General features: G+C 64.1%; 12 protein-coding genes, 2 pseudogenes and 1 riboswitch. Of the genes and pseudogenes, 13 read left to right on the plus strand and 1 reads right to left on the minus strand.

Going from position 1 to position 15,780, the window contains the following annotated elements; translation table 11 throughout:
* Positions 1 to 44 precede the first annotated feature (44 nt).
* From ASD04_RS15455 to ASD04_RS15510, 12 genes and pseudogenes are all read left to right on the plus strand, one after another.
* Positions 45 to 1,091, plus strand: a complete 1,047-nt coding sequence (locus tag ASD04_RS15455) for an HD domain-containing phosphohydrolase (protein WP_056259294.1) — start codon at positions 45 to 47, stop codon at positions 1,089 to 1,091.
* A 612-nt stretch (positions 1,092 to 1,703) separates the two neighbouring features.
* A complete protein-coding gene (locus ASD04_RS15460; protein ID WP_156461274.1) occupies positions 1,704 to 2,045 on the plus strand; it encodes an STAS domain-containing protein in 342 nt (113 codons plus the stop codon).
* Positions 2,042 to 2,410, plus strand: coding sequence for a response regulator (locus tag ASD04_RS15465; protein ID WP_056235049.1), 369 nt, complete (start codon positions 2,042 to 2,044; stop codon positions 2,408 to 2,410). The genes ASD04_RS15460 and ASD04_RS15465 overlap by 4 nt, the downstream gene beginning before the upstream one ends.
* Complete coding sequence (locus tag ASD04_RS15470; protein WP_056258878.1) at positions 2,407 to 4,458, plus strand: chemotaxis protein CheA; 2,052 nt, start codon at positions 2,407 to 2,409, stop codon at positions 4,456 to 4,458. The genes ASD04_RS15465 and ASD04_RS15470 overlap by 4 nt, the downstream gene beginning before the upstream one ends.
* Positions 4,455 to 4,955, plus strand: a complete 501-nt coding sequence (locus tag ASD04_RS15475) for a chemotaxis protein CheW (RefSeq protein WP_056258883.1) — start codon at positions 4,455 to 4,457, stop codon at positions 4,953 to 4,955. The genes ASD04_RS15470 and ASD04_RS15475 overlap by 4 nt, the downstream gene beginning before the upstream one ends.
* Positions 4,952 to 5,428 (plus strand): annotated as a pseudogene (locus tag ASD04_RS19905) (MCP four helix bundle domain-containing protein); the annotation flags it as partial. The gene ASD04_RS15475 and the pseudogene ASD04_RS19905, both read left to right, overlap by 4 nt.
* 483 nt (positions 5,429 to 5,911) lie before the next feature.
* Positions 5,912 to 7,017: pseudogene (locus ASD04_RS19735) on the plus strand (methyl-accepting chemotaxis protein); the annotation flags it as partial.
* A 134-nt stretch (positions 7,018 to 7,151) separates the two neighbouring features.
* Positions 7,152 to 8,960 carry a methyl-accepting chemotaxis protein gene (locus ASD04_RS15490; RefSeq protein ID WP_056258891.1) on the plus strand — a complete coding sequence of 603 codons (1,809 nt, stop codon included), beginning with the start codon at positions 7,152 to 7,154 and terminating at the stop codon, positions 8,958 to 8,960.
* A 10-nt stretch (positions 8,961 to 8,970) separates the two neighbouring features.
* Positions 8,971 to 9,432: a chemotaxis protein CheW gene (locus ASD04_RS15495; protein ID WP_056258894.1), complete on the plus strand. Its 462-nt coding sequence runs from the start codon at positions 8,971 to 8,973 to the stop codon at positions 9,430 to 9,432.
* Between the two features lie 58 nt (positions 9,433 to 9,490).
* Positions 9,491 to 10,375, plus strand: coding sequence for a CheR family methyltransferase (locus ASD04_RS15500; RefSeq protein WP_244488337.1), 885 nt, complete (start codon positions 9,491 to 9,493; stop codon positions 10,373 to 10,375).
* 10 nt (positions 10,376 to 10,385) lie between these two features.
* Entirely contained in the window at positions 10,386 to 11,510 is a 1,125-nt protein-coding gene (locus tag ASD04_RS15505) for a chemotaxis response regulator protein-glutamate methylesterase (protein ID WP_056258897.1), read from the plus strand.
* Positions 11,507 to 13,261, plus strand: a complete 1,755-nt coding sequence (locus ASD04_RS15510) for a hypothetical protein (protein ID WP_056258899.1) — start codon at positions 11,507 to 11,509, stop codon at positions 13,259 to 13,261. Before ASD04_RS15505 ends, ASD04_RS15510 begins: the two co-directional genes overlap by 4 nt.
* On the opposite strand, the gene ASD04_RS15515 is transcribed toward ASD04_RS15510, so the two are convergent.
* Entirely contained in the window at positions 13,258 to 14,370 is a 1,113-nt protein-coding gene (locus ASD04_RS15515; protein WP_056258902.1) for a 2'-deoxycytidine 5'-triphosphate deaminase, read from the minus strand. The two genes, ASD04_RS15510 and ASD04_RS15515, sit on opposite strands and share 4 nt — an antisense overlap.
* A 77-nt stretch (positions 14,371 to 14,447) precedes the next feature.
* A riboswitch (SAM riboswitch) is annotated at positions 14,448 to 14,523 on the plus strand.
* 44 nt (positions 14,524 to 14,567) lie between these two features.
* Between ASD04_RS15515 and metZ the strand changes: the two genes are divergently transcribed.
* Complete coding sequence (metZ, locus tag ASD04_RS15520; RefSeq protein ID WP_056258904.1) at positions 14,568 to 15,776, plus strand: O-succinylhomoserine sulfhydrylase; 1,209 nt, start codon at positions 14,568 to 14,570, stop codon at positions 15,774 to 15,776.
* The last annotated feature ends 4 nt before the right edge of the window (positions 15,777 to 15,780 follow it).

A 15,780-nucleotide genomic window follows, 5' to 3' on the forward strand; every position in this document is an offset into this window, starting at 1 on the left:
ATAACAGCTGTTGCCCTATGCTTGCGCCAAATCCGGGGGCGGATATGCGCGTATTGATCGTTGATGACAGCCGCTCGAGCCTTGCGATGATCACCACGATCGTCAAGGCGGCGACCGATGCCGACATCGATGCGTGCCTGCATCCCTTCGAGGCACTGGAGCGGACCGAGGCCACCCAATACGATCTCGTCCTCGTCGATCACATCATGCCCGAAATGGACGGCGTGCAATTCACCAGCGCCTTGCGCGCACGTGCTGCCTATCGCCTGGTGCCCATCATCATGGTCACCTCCGACATGGACCGGAATACCCGCATCGAGGCCATCCGTGCCGGCGCCACCGACTTCGTCAACAAGCCGTTCGACCCCACCGAATTGCAGGCCCGTGTCGCCAATCTGCTGACCTTGCGCGCGGCGCAGGTCGAGCTGGCCGATCGCGCCAACTGGCTGTCGCGCGAAGTGGAACTGGCCACCGCCCACCTTTTGGCGCGCGAGGAAGAAATCATCTGGCGGTTGGCCCGCGCCATCGAATATCGCGATGGCGACACCGGAGAGCATGTCTCGCGCGTCGCCCGCATCAGCCAACTCATTGCCGGCGGCATCGGCCTCAGTGCCCAGCGCTGCCGCATGATCTACCTGGCGGCGCCCCTGCACGATATCGGCAAGATCGGTATTGCCGACGCCATTCTGGGCAAGCCGGGCAAGCTGAACCCCGACGAGTTCAAGATCATGCGCGAGCATGTGACCATCGGCGCCCGCATCCTCGAAAACGGCTCGTCCGAACTGATCCGCACCGCCGAGCTCATCGCCCAGAGCCATCACGAACGCTGGGACGGCGCCGGCTACCCCGACAAGCTGTCGGGGACCGATATTCCGATCGAAGCGCGTGTCGTCGCCCTTGCCGACGTGTTCGACGCCCTGTGCTCGGAGCGTCCCTACAAACCCGCCTGGCCCATCGACAAGGCCTATGCCGAGATCGTGGCCTGTAGTGGCACTCATTTCGATCCGGCCTGCGTTGCCGCATTCTGCGCCAAGTGGTCCGAGATCGAAGCCGTCATGGGCGCCGCCCAGGCCGAGGCCAGCGGCTTCTAGCCAGCGCGTCACACTCAGGCCTCTCGCCATTGCCCGGCTGGTCCGGGCAATCCATGGCTTCCGCACATACTGGACATGGCTCCACCCGGACGGGCCGGGCGGCGACGACGGATGAGCCTGCTACTGAGATTCCGACAAACTTGCGGCTTGAAATTTTTCGGGCGACGCGGAACTCCCATACAAGAACAGCGAGCCGCGCTCCCGGACAGCTCACAGAGCAATGTGCCGCGATACTGGAAGTATTACTTGCACCATGACTCGCGTCTGACTCGCTCCGATGAATCGAAGATTCGGCGAGGCAGAGTCAAGATTCACAGCAGCCCTTGAATCGGCTGCAATGACTCTCGCGTACATCAGTAATATTTACTCCGAATATCAAAGAAAAAATTGATCGGAGAAAGTAAGTTCTAGTAAGACTGCCTTAATCAACTTGGTTCACTCTCTGTAATGCATCGGATGGGAATACGATGCGCGTAGTCGAAGTCAACGAAGCGCCAGGTCGCGTCTTAAGAAACCGCTAAGAAAAGCTGGTTCTGACGGCAAAGACTGTGCCCATCCTACGGTAGTCAAAGTTATGTTTTACGTCATGTGCTTCACAGCTCGGTCATTGTCATGACCAGAGATAGCGTTCACGTCGTCAAAATTTCCGGCGATGCCGGTCTGCGCGCGGCGCAGGATATTGCCCAAGCGCTGCGCAAGGCACTGGCCGGCCACGACCAGGTCGCCGTCGCCACCGAGGCGATATCAGGCGCCGACATTACCACTATCCAGTTGTTGCTGGCCGCCCGCAAGCAGGCCCTGGCCGCCGGAAAATCGCTGTCGCTCGCCACCCCGCCCAGCGGTGTGCTGCGCGATCTGCTGATTCAGGTCGGATGCCTCGATGCTCAAGGTCAGCCGTTGCTTCCGGATGGTGATTTCTGGACACCACCAATCCGCGAGGGCAAGGCAGCATGAGCAAGACGATCCTGACCATCGACGATTCAGCATCCATCCGCCAGATGGTCGTGATGACGCTGTCCGCCGCAGGCCTCGATGTCATCGAGGCCATCAATGGCGCCGATGGCTACACCAAGGCCACTGGTCAGACGGTCCATGCCGTCATTACCGACCTCAACATGCCGGTCATGAACGGCATCGAATTCATCAGAAAATATCGCCAGCATCCCTCCAGCAAGGGCGTGCCGATCATCCTGCTGACCACCGAGTCCGATGAGGAACTCAAGCGCCAGGCCAAGGAAGCCGGCGCCACCGGCTGGATCGTCAAGCCGTTCAAGCAGGACCAGTTGCTCGCGGTCATCAAGAAGGTCACCGGCGCATGAGCTTCCCCGATCCCACCGAGACATTTCGCCAGGAAGCCCGCGAGCTGCTCGAACAGCTCGAACTGGGCCTGCTCGACCTCGAACAGAACCCGGCCAATGACGACCTGATCAATTCTACCTTCCGGGCGCTGCACACCATCAAGGGGTCGGGCGCCATGTTCGGCTTCACGGCCGTTGCCGCCTTCGTGCACGAATTCGAGACGGCCTTCGACAAGGTTCGCAAGGGCCAGACGCAGGCCACGTCCGAGTTGATCGCCGTGGCGCTCGACGCCAAGGATCATATCCACAAGCTGATCGAACAGCCCGACGCGCCCCAGGCGGGTGGCGAAACCATTCTCGACGCCCTGCGCATCGTCATCGCTGCTGCCGAAGACGGAGGCGAATCCCCGGCTGCCGAAGCAGAACCCCCTGTTCCGGCTGTAGCGCCGGTCGCGGCAGGCCCGGGCAATCGCTGGCGCATCCGCTTCCGCCTGCCGCCCGACGCTTTGGTCTATGGCACCAATCCGCTGCTGCTGCTGGACGAGATCAAGGCTATCGGTCCCTGCACCATCACGGCGCTGACCGATACCATTCCGCCGCTCGATAGCATCGATCCCGAAGTGCCCTATATGGGCTGGCAGGTCGATCTCACCGCCGACGATCCGCGTGCCGCCATCGACGATGTCTTCCTGTTCCTCAAGGATGGCATGGAATTGTCGGTAGAGCCGCTGACCGGAGCCGAGGCGACGCAACCGGCGCCCATCATCGCGCCGCCCGAGCCGCGCGCTGTGGTGGCAGAGCCCGCGGCGGTCACGGCGTCTGCACCGGCAAAGACGTCCAAGGCTTCGAAGGCTGCCAAGCCTGTCGTGGAAAAGGAACCCTCGGCTAGTGCCGCTGCCTCGTCCTCGATGCGCGTCGATGCCGAACGGCTCGATGAACTGATGGATCGCGTCGGAGAACTGGTCATCGCCCAGGCACGCCTGACCCAGATCGCGGCCATGAGCAGCGACGGCAATCTCAAGACCATCGCCGAGGAACTCGAGCGCCTCAGCTCGGGCCTGCGCGACACCACGATGGGTATCCGCATGGTGCCCATCGGCACTCTGTTCAGCCGCTTCCGCCGGCTGGTGCACGACCTCAGCCGCGATCTCGACAAGGAAATCGACTTCATCACCACGGGCGAAGATACCGAGCTCGACAAAACCATGATCGAGCGCCTGGCTGACCCCCTGGTCCACCTGATCCGCAACTCGGTCGACCATGGCCTCGAAAGCGCCGAGAAGCGCCTCGCCGCCGGCAAGCCGCCCAAGGGCACGGTTCGTCTCTCCGCGGTCTATGCCGGCGCCGAAGTCGCGATCTCGGTGACCGACGACGGGGCCGGGCTCAATGCCGAACGCATCCGCGCCAAGGCCGAGGAGGCCGGCCTGCTCACCGCCGATGCCAAGATCGCCGATGCCGACCTCTGGCACATGATCTTCGCCCCCGGCTTCTCCACCGCCAAGGAAGTCACCTCCCTGTCGGGTCGCGGCGTCGGCATGGACGTGGTCAAGCGCACCATCGACGGGCTGCGCGGCAGCATCGATGTCGCCACCACGCCAGGCAGCGGCTCGACCATGACGCTTCGCCTGCCGCTGACGCTGGCCATCATCGATGGCATGCTCGTGCGGGTCGGCAATGGCCGTTACACCATTCCGCTCGCGGCAGTCGAGGAATGCGTCGAGCTGCCCGAGGGCATCGAAGCCAATGCGCGCGGCCGCAACTTCCTCGATATCCGCGGCAGCCTCGTACCCTTCCTGCGCCTGCGCGAAGTGTTCGGCACCAGGGCGCCGGCCGATCCGCACCAGAAGGTGGTGATCGTCTCCTCCGGCGAAGGCCGTGTCGGCCTCGTGGTCGATCAGATCATCGGCAACAACCAGACGGTCATCAAGCAACTGAGCAAGCTGCATTCGTCCATCAAGTCGTTCTCCGGAGCGACCATATTGGGCGACGGTACGGTCGCGCTCATCCTCGATACCGCCCACCTGGTCCAGTTCGGCCAGGGCTATGTCGACCAGGGGAGGGCAGCATGAACGCCACCGAAACCAGCTCCATGAAGGCGCTGACCCTGCGCCTGCAGGATGAACTCTTCGCCGTCGAGGCGGGCAGCGTGCGCGAAATCCTCGATCTCGTGCCCATCACCGAGGTTCCCAATGCGTCGCCCTTCGTCAGCGGCCTCATCAATGTGCGCGGCCGCGTCGTGCCGCTTGCCGATCTGCGCGTGATGTTCGGCATGGACCGGCCCGAGCCGGACGAGGACACCCGCATCGTGGTGATGGAAGTCGATATCGACGGCGAACCCACCGTTGCCGGCATCCTCGCCGACAAGGTCCACGACGTGACCGATATCGAAGCGGCATCCATCGAGGAGGCCCCCAAGGTCGGCATGCGCTGGCGCCCCGAATTCATTCGCGGCATCGGCAAGCGCAATGGCGGCTTCATCATCATCCCCGATCTGGGGCGCATTTTCGAAACACAGGGCGCCAGAACAGCGTCAACAGCAGCATCAGAAGAAAGGTCTGCATCGTGAGACTGACAATCAAAACCAAGCTGGCGGCGACCTTTGTCGTCGTCGTCGCCCTGTCGGCAGCAAGCATGTTTCTCGCCCTGCAGAGCCTGGGCCAGCTGAACACGTCCATGGACGACATCGTCAACGGTGCGGCGGCGCAGTCGCTGTCCATGCGCGAAATGCAGGAAGACCTCACCAATATCGGCAGTAAAATCCGGAGCATGATCGTCAGCTCCAGCGCCGAAGACATGGCCCAGACGCGTGACGAACTCACTGGCCTTTATGAAGAACTGCGCAGCGACGCCGTGGGCCTGGTGGGTCAGTTCTCGAGCGAAGAGTCCAACGCGGACATGCAGTCCTTCATCGACGCGCTGGATCAGTACTGGGTCGTGGCAACGCAAATCCAGGACGAGGCGGTGAAGAATTCGGATGCCGAGGCCTTCCGCATCACCTCCACCGAGGGCAGCGCCGCCATCACCGCACTTGAAGCATCCATGGGCCAGCTCAAGACCACTATCGCCGCCCGGCTGAACGCCGGCGATATCGGGGCCTTTCCCGCCTACGACTCGGCAACATCGATGTTCCTGGCTGCCAGCGACATCTTCCGCCAGCAGCGCAACGTTCTGCTGGCCTCCGATCAACCGGCCAAGCAGGATGAGTGGCTGCAGGACTATCGCAGCGTGCTGACCGAACTCGAGCCTGGCTTCGCCGAACTCGGCCGCCTGGTGGCGCCCACCGAACGCGGATTGTTCGCCACCGTCCAGTCGGACTATCAGAACATGATCATGGCCATGGACAAGGCCGTGACGATCGCCATCCAGCGGTCCGACTATATCGCCGAGCAGCTTGTCGAGAATGAAGGCGCCCAGTTGCGAGAAACGGCTGCGGGCCGCCTTGAGGCCATGGTCGAACGCAACATCGACGAGTTGCAGAAGGAAGTGGTCGAGGCCGACGAGCTCTACCAGTCCAACCGCATGATGCTGATCGGCCTGCTCGCCGGTTCGGCCCTGATCGCCGCCATTGCCGCAACCTGGATCGTGATGTCGATCAGCCGTGCTCTGGCTGGCGCCGTGCGCCTTGCCAACGACGTGGCCGGCGGCAATCTCAGCGCCACCGTCCAGGCCCGCGGCAATGACGAAGTGACCGACCTGATCGAAGCGCTCAACTCCATGACCCGCAAGCTGCGCGAAGTGGTGAGCGAAGTGACGGCCGCCACCCGCAATGTCGCGGCCGGCAGCCAGGAAATGTCGGCCACCGCCGAGCAACTGAGCCAGGGTGCCACCGAACAGGCGTCCTCGACCGAAGAGGCCTCCGCTTCGATGGAAGAAATGGCTTCGACCATCAAGCAGTCGGCCGATAATGCCCCGCTGCCGATGCGATTGCCTCGGGCGAAGCGGTGAACAACGCCGTGTCGGCGATGCAGACCATCGCCGAGAAGATCATGGTGGTGCAGGAAATTGCGCGCCAGACGGACCTGCTCGCTCTCAACGCGGCGGTGGAAGCCGCTCGTGCCGGTGAACATGGCCGGGGCTTTGCGGTGGTGGCCTCCGAAGTGCGCAAGCTCGCCGAACGCAGCCAGGCCGCCGCGGCGGAAATCTCGACGCTCTCCGGCACCACGGTCAAGGCGGCCCAGTCGGCCGGCGAAATGCTCGGCAAGCTGGTGCCCGATATCCAGCGCACCGCCGAGCTGGTGGAAGAAATCTCCGCCGGCAGCCGTGAGCAGAATGCCGGCGCCGCCCAGATCAACACCGCCATCCAGCAACTCGACAAGGTGACCCAGCAGAACACCTCGGCCGCCGAGGAAATGTCGGCCACCTCCGAAGAGCTGGCCAGCCAGGCCGAACAGCTCCAGGCCGCCATCAGCTACTTCCGCATCGACGCCAGCGCGGTGCCGATGGAGGCCAACCGGAGCGAGGCCAAGCCTGACCTCAAGCAGGCCATTCTGGCCAAGGCACCGCATATGGCGCCGCGCAAGACGGGCGGCAAGGCCAAGGCCAAGCCCGCCAATTCAGGTGGCTTCGACCTCGACCTGGACGACGGTCACGACGATCTCGACGCCGACTTCACTCGTCGCAGCGCCTGATCCCGTCGTCATCATGCCGCGTATCGGGACCGGATTGGCGTCCGGCCCCGATGCGAAACAAGCCGGATTTCATGCGTCGGTATATCGAAAGAGGACCGCAGAAGCGTGCCCTCCAGCCAAGAAGGGCACGTGCTATGCGTTTGACAATTAAAGTAAAACTGGCTGCTACATTCGCAGTCGTTATCGTTCTCTCGGCGATCAGCATGGTCGTCGCCCTGCAGAATCTCGGTTCGCTCAACAATTCGTTCGGCATTGCCATGAACGAAAACGTCAAGCGCATCCAGCTCGCCGCCGACCTCGAAGTCGCAACACTCGAAGTCGCGCGCGACGAGAAAAACCTCATTCTGACGCGCGATCCGGCAGGACGGATCGCCCTGATCGAAAGTCTCGACGAAGAGATCGCGCTGGTCCATGCCGATGCCGCTTCGCTTCGGGACACCTCCGACGAAGCCGGCAAGGCGCTGATCGACCGCTTCGTCTCCAGCTACGACGACTACCTTACCCAGCACAATGAAATCCGGCGGCTGGCCCAGGCCGGTCGTGAGGAGGAGGCCTTTGCACTCGCCAATGGCCGGGCCGCCGAGGCACGCAGCGAGGCGGTTGTCGCGCTTGATGAACTGACGGCCCTCGACAATGAAGAGCTGTCGCAGGCAACCGTGGACGCCGAGCAGCTCTATGCGTCGAGCAGCACCCTATTGATCGGACTGCTGATCGGTTCGACATTGCTGGCGATCGGCGCTGCCGTGTGGATCGTTCTGGGCATCAGCCGCGGCCTGCATCGTGTCCGCCAGGTGGTCGATGCCGTCGCCATCGGTGATCTCGACCAGCGGGTCGAGGTGACGTCCAACGACGAGATCAAGGATCTTGTGACCACCGTCAACATCATGACCGACAACCTGCGCGCCACGGCTGCCGCCGCCGACCAGATCGCCGATGGCGACCTGACCATCGACGTCAAGCCGTTGTCCGACAAGGATGCCCTTGGACTGGCGCTGGAACGCATGGTCGCCAAGCTGCGCGATGTCATCTCCGAAGCCATCACCTCGGCCAACAATGTCGCGGCCGGCAGCCAGGAAATGTCGGCCACCGCCGAGCAATTGAGCCAGGGTGCCACCGAACAGGCGTCCTCGACCGAAGAGGCCTCCGCTTCGATGGAAGAAATGGCTTCGACCATCAAGCAGTCGGCCGATAATGCCAGCCAGACCGAGAAGATCGCCCGTCAGTCGGCAGCAAACGCCATCGCCTCCGGCGAGGCCGTGGACAATGCCGTGGCCGCCATGCAGACCATCGCCGAAAAGATCATGGTGGTGCAGGAAATCGCCCGCCAGACCGACCTGCTCGCCCTCAACGCCGCGGTGGAAGCCGCCCGTGCGGGCGAACATGGCCGGGGCTTTGCGGTGGTGGCCTCCGAAGTGCGCAAGCTCGCCGAACGCAGCCAGGCTGCCGCGGCCGAGATTTCGACGCTCTCCGGCACCACGGTCAAGGCCGCCCAGTCGGCCGGCGAAATGCTCGGCAAGCTGGTGCCCGACATCCAGCGCACCGCTGAACTGGTGGAAGAAATCTCTGCCGGCAGCCGTGAGCAGAATGCCGGTGCGGCCCAGATCAATACCGCCATCCAGCAACTCGACAAGGTGACCCAGCAGAACACCTCGGCCGCCGAGGAAATGTCGGCCACCTCCGAAGAGTTGGCCAGCCAGGCCGAACAGCTTCAGACTGCCATCAGCTACTTCCGCATCCATGCCAATCAGGCCGGCCAGGCGCCGACCCCGACCAAGGCCAAGCCGAGCCGCGCCGGCCTGCGCGACGCCATCATGGCCAATGCCCCGCAGATGGGTGACGGCAAGCCCGCCCTGCGTGGTGGCAAGGGTGGCGGTTTCGACCTCGACCTGGATGATGGCCGCGACGAGCTCGACGGCGAATTCACCCGCCGTGGCGCGGCGTAAGGAGGCGGAAATGGCTGAACGGGCTCAATACGTTACGCTTGGCGTCGCCGACGAACTCTTCGCCGCGCCCGTCGAGAAGGTGCAGGAAATTCTGGACATGCGGCCTATTGCCCGCCTGCCCCAGGCACCCGAAACCCTGCTGGGCATGATCGATGTGCGCGGGCAGGGCATTCCGGTGGTCGACCTGCGGCTGACGCTCGGTCTGCCGCCAGCCCCGGACAATGCGAACACCCGCATCATCGTGCTGGCAATTGCCGGGCCCGATGGCGAATTGCGGCTCGGCCTGCGGGCCGACCGCGTGTTCGAAGTGACCATCCTCGATGACGACGAGCTCGATCCGCCTCCGGCGGTCAGCGGTTCCTGGTCCGGGCGCTGCATCGCCGGCATCGGCCGCCGCAACGGGAATTTCGTCACCGTGCTCGATCTCGAACGCCTGCTCGGATCGGTCGCGGAGGCCGCTCGCGCGGCCTGACCTCAAGCAGCATGCGGTCATCGCCGACCGCATATCCTCGTCGCCCGGAGACTGACCGTTGCCCCCATCCGCCCGCCAGGCCGCCATCCGGCCGGAAACTACTGACGACGACCATCTGTCGCTGCGCGATTTCAAGCGTATCTCCGACCTGATCGGCGCCGAAGTCGGTATCAAGCTGCCGCCGACCAAGCGCCTGATGGTGGAGGGCCGCCTGCGCAAGCGCGTCCGCGCTTTGGGCCTCGGCAGTCTCGACGACTACGGCGACTACCTGTTCCATCGCGATGGACTTGCCGTCGAGCGCCCCTTCCTGATCAATGCGGTTACCACCAACAAGACGGACTTCTTTCGCGAGCCCGAGCATTTCGACCTGCTCGAGGAGCGGCTGGTGCCCGATCTGATCGCGCTGCGCCGCGGCGAGCGCAAGCCCTTGCTCAAGATATGGAGCGCTGCCAGTTCGACGGGCGCCGAAGCCTATACCCTGGCCATGGTGCTGGCCGACCTGATGGCCGAGCGCCAGGACTTCAAGTTCGCCATTCTGGGCACCGATATCTCGACCTCCGTGCTCGAGCAGGGCATGCGCGCTGTCTACCCGACCGAGCTGATCGCGCCGGTGCCACCGGGCAAGCAGCAGCGCTATCTGATGCATGCGCGCAAGCCCGGCCAGCGCCCCGAAGTGCGGATCGTGCCGGAGCTGCGGCGGCTGGTCCGCCTGGCGCGGCTGAACCTGATGGATATCAGCTATCCCTTCGACCACGACGTGGACGTCATCTTTCTGCGCAATGTGCTGATTTATTTCGACAAGGCGGACCAGGAGAAGGTGATCTTGCGCCTGGTCGACCATTTGCGGCCGGGCGGTTATCTGATTCTTGGTCATTCCGAATCCATGATCGGTACGGCGGTGACCATGCGTCAGGTCGCACCCGCGGTATTCCAGAAGACCTGAAGGTACGACTATGGCTGCGACCCGCCGCAAGATCCGAGTGCTCATCGTCGATGACAGCGCTTCGGTGCGCATGACGCTCAGCGAGATCATCGACAGCGACCCTGATCTCGAAGTCATGGCGACGGCGGCCGACCCCTATGTCGCGGTGGAACGCATCCGCCAGGAAGTGCCCGATGTCATGTTCCTCGATATCGAGCTGCCGCGCATGGACGGGCTGACCTTCCTGCGCAAGATCATGAGCCAGCGGCCCATTCCGGTGGTCATCTGTTCGAGCCTGGCCGAGGCCGGTTCGGAAACACTGATGCAGGCGCTTGAAGCCGGCGCGATCGATGTGGTGGCCAAGCCGCGCGTCGATACCACCCAGTTCCTGCAGGAATCGCGCATGCGCATCTGCGATGCCGCCAAGGCGGCCGCTCATGCCAAGTTCCGCGGCGTCCACAAGCCCGCCCCCATCTTGACCGTCGAGGCCAAGCTGACCGCCGACGCGATCATCCCCCCGCATTCGGAAGCCCGTGCCGCCTCGGTGCGCGCCAAGCAGCCGCAGACCGACCCGGTCGTCTGCATCGGCGCCTCCACCGGCGGCACCGAAGCCCTGCGCGAAGTGCTCGAAAAACTGCCCGCCGCCAGCCCCGCCATCATCATCGTCCAGCACATGCCCGAAAAGTTCACCGGCGCCTTTGCCCGCCGTCTCAACGGTCTCTGCGCCATCGAGGTCAAGGAAGCGGCTGATGGGGACGTGGTGCAGGCCGGCCGCGCACTCATCGCTCCCGGCAACCAGCATATGGTGCTGCACCGCGCCGGCAGCCGCTACACCGTCAATATCGTGGATGGCCCCCATGTGTCGCGCCATCGTCCGTCGGTCGACGTGATGTTCCGCTCGGCCTCCCAGGTTGCCGGTCGCAACGCCATGGGGGTCATCCTGACCGGCATGGGCGATGATGGCGCCCGCGGCCTGCTCGAAATGCGCCAGGCCGGCAGCTACACCGTCGCCCAGGACGAGGAGAGCTGCGTGGTCTTCGGCATGCCCAAGGAGGCCATCCAGCGCGGTGCTGCCGCCAAGGTCGTGCCGCTGCATCGCGTCGCCACTGAAATCGAAACCTATGGCCGAGCGCCACGCACAGGTGCAACACCATGACCGCACTGGCCCACCGGCTTCCATCGACCTCCACCGATACCGCCCCGCTCCGTGCCATCGGGGAAGGGCTGGCCAAGCCGCGCCAGGAGATCGAAAGCACCTTCGTCACGGTCGGCGCCCGCTTGACCGAAGGCGCGGCCATGCTCAACCGCATCACCAAGGTCTTCGAGGCGCTGCCGGCACAGCTGCAGAGCCCTGAACTTGCCGAGGCATCGACGCGGCTGGCCGATATCGGCCGGCAGGCCGAGACCATCTCCGCTCTGTTCGCCACCGAACAGGCGGACCTGACGCGCCTGGCCGAGGTGGTGGATGCCGCCGAACACCCCATTTCCGAGCTGCGCCGCACCGTCAAGATGATGGGCATTGTCGCCATCAATGCGCGCGTCGTCGCGGCTGGCGTCGTCGGCGACAGCGACGATTTCGATGTATTCACCACCGATATTGCCAAGCTCTCGGAAAGCGCCAGTTCCACCATCCAGCAGTTTACTGCCGCCTATCGCCAACTGACCGATGAAGTGGGGCATGCGGCGCGCCAGCGTGGCCAGTTCGAGAACGCCCATGCCGATACGCTGAGCGCCCTCGCCGCCGACATGGACCGGGCCCTGGCCGAGCTGGCCCGCCAGCGCGCCGTATCGGTCGATGGCACCGCCGAGACCGGCCGGGTCTCACGCCAGATCGTCACCCGCATCGCCAGTGCCGTCATGGCGCTGCAGGTGGGCGACGCCACGCGACAGCGCATCGAGCATGTCGAAAGCGGCCTGGCGGCACTTGCCGACATGCTGGATAGCGGCAATTTGCAGGAAAACGACAGGCAAGCCGCCGGCAATCTGCTCGGCAGCCTGCAGATTGCCCAGCTTTCCGGCGCCACCGATGCCTTCGAGGGCGACGTGGCCGAAGCGGGCGACGCCCTGCGCGATCTTGCCGCCGACGCCCGCTCCATCATGGACCAGAGCCGCGCCATCTATGGTCAGGGCGACGAGGCCGGCGCCTCCTCGCTGGCCGCCCTGAGCAAGGCCGTGCGCCACGCCGCGCTGGTTCTCCGCGATTGCGAAACCGAGCGCAGCAAGCTTGAGCTGGTCGCCAATGCGGTGCTCGGCACGGTCGGTGTGCTGCTCAGTCATGTCGAGGCCGTACAGGAAATCGAGGCCAATATGCGCCTCGTCAGCCTCAATGCAGCAGTCAAATGTGCCCAACTGGGCCCACGCGGCGCCGCCCTCAATGTCATCGCCCGCCAACTACGTGAGCTGACCGGCGAGACCGTCACCGCCGCCGAAGCGTCGATGGCCGGCCTGCACCAGGCGGCCGGTCTCGCGCAGTCGTTCGGCGCTGCCGCGAACGGCGATGCTGCCGGCCGCGTCGGCCAGCTCGAACAGGAAGCCACCGCGGCCCTGGTCCTGCTGCAGGGCGTGGACTCTGCTTTGGCCGAGGCACTGGCAACGCTCAACCGTGATGGCCCCAATGTCATTGCACTGCTGGGCAATGCGGCCGAAACCTTTGTCAGTCAGGCCGCGATTTCCGAAACCATGCGCGACCTGGAAATGCAGCTGGTGAGCGAATGCCCGCCCATGGCCGCAGCAGAGCAAACCCCGGCCATTGCCACCATGCTTTCGGCCCACCGCGCCCGCTATACGATGGATGCCGAACGCCGGATTCACGAACAGCTCTTTGGCGCCGATGCAGCGCCGGCCATGGAATCCGAGCCGACCAGCCAGGATGCGGAAGAGACCGACCTCGACGCGCTGTTCTTCTAGCCCGAATAGGGCTTGAAGTGCTTGGAGAGCTTGAGCGTCTGCGCCTGGTAGTTCGACCCCAGGGCAGAGCCATAGAGCCGGTCCGGCGCTTCGGCCAGCCGCTCATAGATCAGCCGCCCGATGGTCTGCCCATGCCCGAGGAGGAACGGCACTTCGCGGCTGCGCACTTCGAGCACGGCGCGACTGCCGGCACCGCCCGCCGACGAATGGCCGAAACCGGGGTCGAAAAAGCCGGCATAGTGGACGCGGAATTCACCCACCAGCGGATCGAACGGCACCATTTCGGCAGCGTGCGTCGGCGGCACATGCACCGCCTCGTCGCTGACCAGGATATAGAATTCATCCGGATCGAGGATCAGTTCCTCGCGGCCGCGATTGGTCAGCGGATCCCAGAAATCGAGCACATCGAGCGCCGCTTTCTTGTCGACATCGACCACCGCCGTATGGCGCCGGGAGCGGAAGCCGATCAGCCCGTTGCGGCCTTCCCCCTTGAGATCGATGGAAAGCGCCACGCCTTCCCCGACTGGCACATTGTTGTTGAAGACCAGCGTATCGGAGGCGTGCAGCGCCTGGTGCTCTGCCACTGTCAGCCGGTTGTCGCCCGAGCGGAAGCGCATCTGGCTGAGCCGCGAGCCGGTGCGCACCAGCACCGGGAAGGTGCGGGGGCTGACTTCGAGATAGAGCGGACCCGTATAGCCATCGGGCATCTGATCGAACCCGCGCGCCCGGTCGCCGATGACGCGGGTGAAAACATCGAGCCGCCCGGTGGAACTCTTGGGATTGGCCGAGGCGCTGACCGTTTCGGGCAGGTCGAGGCTTTCCTGCAGCGGCACCAGATAGACGCAGCCGCGTTCCAGCACGGCGCCGCGCGTCAGGTCGATCTCATGCAGCTTGAGTGCCTCGATGCGCTCGGCCACCGAATGGCTGGGGCCGGGCAGGAAGCTGGAGCGCACGCGATAGGCGACGTCGCCGAGCCGCAAGTCGAGGCTGGCCGGTTGCACCTGGTCTGCGTCGAACGGACGGGCCGCCTGGATGGAGCCTTGCCGGTGCAGCTTTTCGATCAGCCGCGCCGGAAACACGCCCTGCGGCCAGGCCAGTTGCTTGTCCATGCTGTGTCGTCCCGCGGAAACCGTGGCTATCCCCTAGCAACCCTTCCAATTGACGCCAACAGACAATTGGCCTTACATCACAGTCCAGTGGTGATTTGGCCGGTCGCTTGCAGCCACTTAAAAGAAATCGCTAAAGACCGTCGTGGGAACCGGCCGCCCTTTTTGGGTGCCGGTTTTTTGTTTTTGAAGGCGTGACCATGTCCAGAGATAAGAACCCCCTCCTCGATCCCAAACGGCGCGGCGCCGCGACCCAGATGGTCCATGGCGGCGACAAGCGCACCGATTTCAACGAGACGAGCGAGGCCATCTTTCTCAATTCGGGCTATTCCTATCCCAGCTCCGAACATGCCGAGCTGCTGTTCCAGAACAAGATTCCCGGCGGTCACAACTACTCCCGCTTCGCCAATCCCACCGTCGATGTGTTTCAGGAGCGCATGGCGCTGATCGAGGGCGCCGAAGCCGGCCGCGCCTTTGCCTCGGGCATGGCCGCCGTGACCAATGCGGTGATGAGCCAGGTCCGGGCCGGCGACCACATCGTGGCTGCACAGGCGCTGTTCGGCGGCTGCCGCTATGTGGTGGAAGATTTCGCCCCACGCTTTGGCGTGGAATCGACCTTGGTCGACGGCCGCGACCCGGAGAATTTCGCCCGCGCCATGCGCCCCAATACCAAGGTCGTCTTCATCGAAACCCCAACCAACCCCACGCTGGAACTGGTCGACATCAAGGCCGTCGCCGACATTGCACACGCCCATGGCGCCAGGCTCATCGTCGACAATGTCTTTTCCACCGCGCTTTACCAGAAGCCACTGCAGCTTGGCGCCGATCTCGTCACCTATTCGGCCACCAAGCATGTCGACGGACAGGGCAGGGTGCTCGGCGGCATCGTGCTGGGCTCGAAGGCCCTAATCGAGGGGGATGTCCATACCTTCCTGCGCCAGACCGGCGCGACGCTCAGCGCTTTCAATGCCTGGGTGCTGCTCAAGGGGCTGGAAACCTACGAGCTGCGCATCCGCCAGATGACCGACAGCGCCGAAAAGGTGGTTGAGGCGCTTGCCTCGCACCCCAAGATCAACAGGGTCATCTACCCGCACCACAAGAGCCACCCGCAATACGAACTGGCCAAGCGGCAGATGCAGCGCGGCTCCACCATCATCGCTCTCGACGTCAAGGGTGGCCAGGCGGGGGCGTTCGCCCTGTCGGACAGCCTGGCGGTGATCCTGATTTCCAACAATCTGGGGGACGCCAAGTCGCTCATCACCCATCCCCGCACCACCACTCACGCCCGCTTCACCGAGGAGGTGCGGCTGGAAACCGGCGTCACCCCCGGTCTGCTGCGCCTGTCGGTGGGGCTGGAAAGCCCCGACGATCTAATTGCCGACCTGATGTATGGGCTGGACCAGGTTTGACGCA

The organism is Devosia sp. Root436 (assembly GCF_001426345.1).
GTDB lineage: Bacteria > Pseudomonadota > Alphaproteobacteria > Rhizobiales > Devosiaceae > Devosia.

Coding starts and splice junctions, on each gene's coding strand:
- ASD04_RS15455 (WP_056259294.1), top strand. CDS start 45: ATGCGCGTATTGATCGTTGATGACAGCCGCTCGAGCCTTGCGATGATC.
- ASD04_RS15460 (WP_156461274.1), top strand. CDS start 1,704: ATGACCAGAGATAGCGTTCACGTCGTCAAAATTTCCGGCGATGCCGGT.
- ASD04_RS15465 (WP_056235049.1), top strand. CDS start 2,042: ATGAGCAAGACGATCCTGACCATCGACGATTCAGCATCCATCCGCCAG.
- ASD04_RS15470 (WP_056258878.1), top strand. CDS start 2,407: ATGAGCTTCCCCGATCCCACCGAGACATTTCGCCAGGAAGCCCGCGAG.
- ASD04_RS15475 (WP_056258883.1), top strand. CDS start 4,455: ATGAACGCCACCGAAACCAGCTCCATGAAGGCGCTGACCCTGCGCCTG.
- ASD04_RS15490 (WP_056258891.1), top strand. CDS start 7,152: ATGCGTTTGACAATTAAAGTAAAACTGGCTGCTACATTCGCAGTCGTT.
- ASD04_RS15495 (WP_056258894.1), top strand. CDS start 8,971: ATGGCTGAACGGGCTCAATACGTTACGCTTGGCGTCGCCGACGAACTC.
- ASD04_RS15505 (WP_056258897.1), top strand. CDS start 10,386: ATGGCTGCGACCCGCCGCAAGATCCGAGTGCTCATCGTCGATGACAGC.
- ASD04_RS15510 (WP_056258899.1), top strand. CDS start 11,507: ATGACCGCACTGGCCCACCGGCTTCCATCGACCTCCACCGATACCGCC.
- ASD04_RS15515 (WP_056258902.1), bottom strand. CDS start 14,370: ATGGACAAGCAACTGGCCTGGCCGCAGGGCGTGTTTCCGGCGCGGCTG.
- metZ (WP_056258904.1), top strand. CDS start 14,568: ATGTCCAGAGATAAGAACCCCCTCCTCGATCCCAAACGGCGCGGCGCC.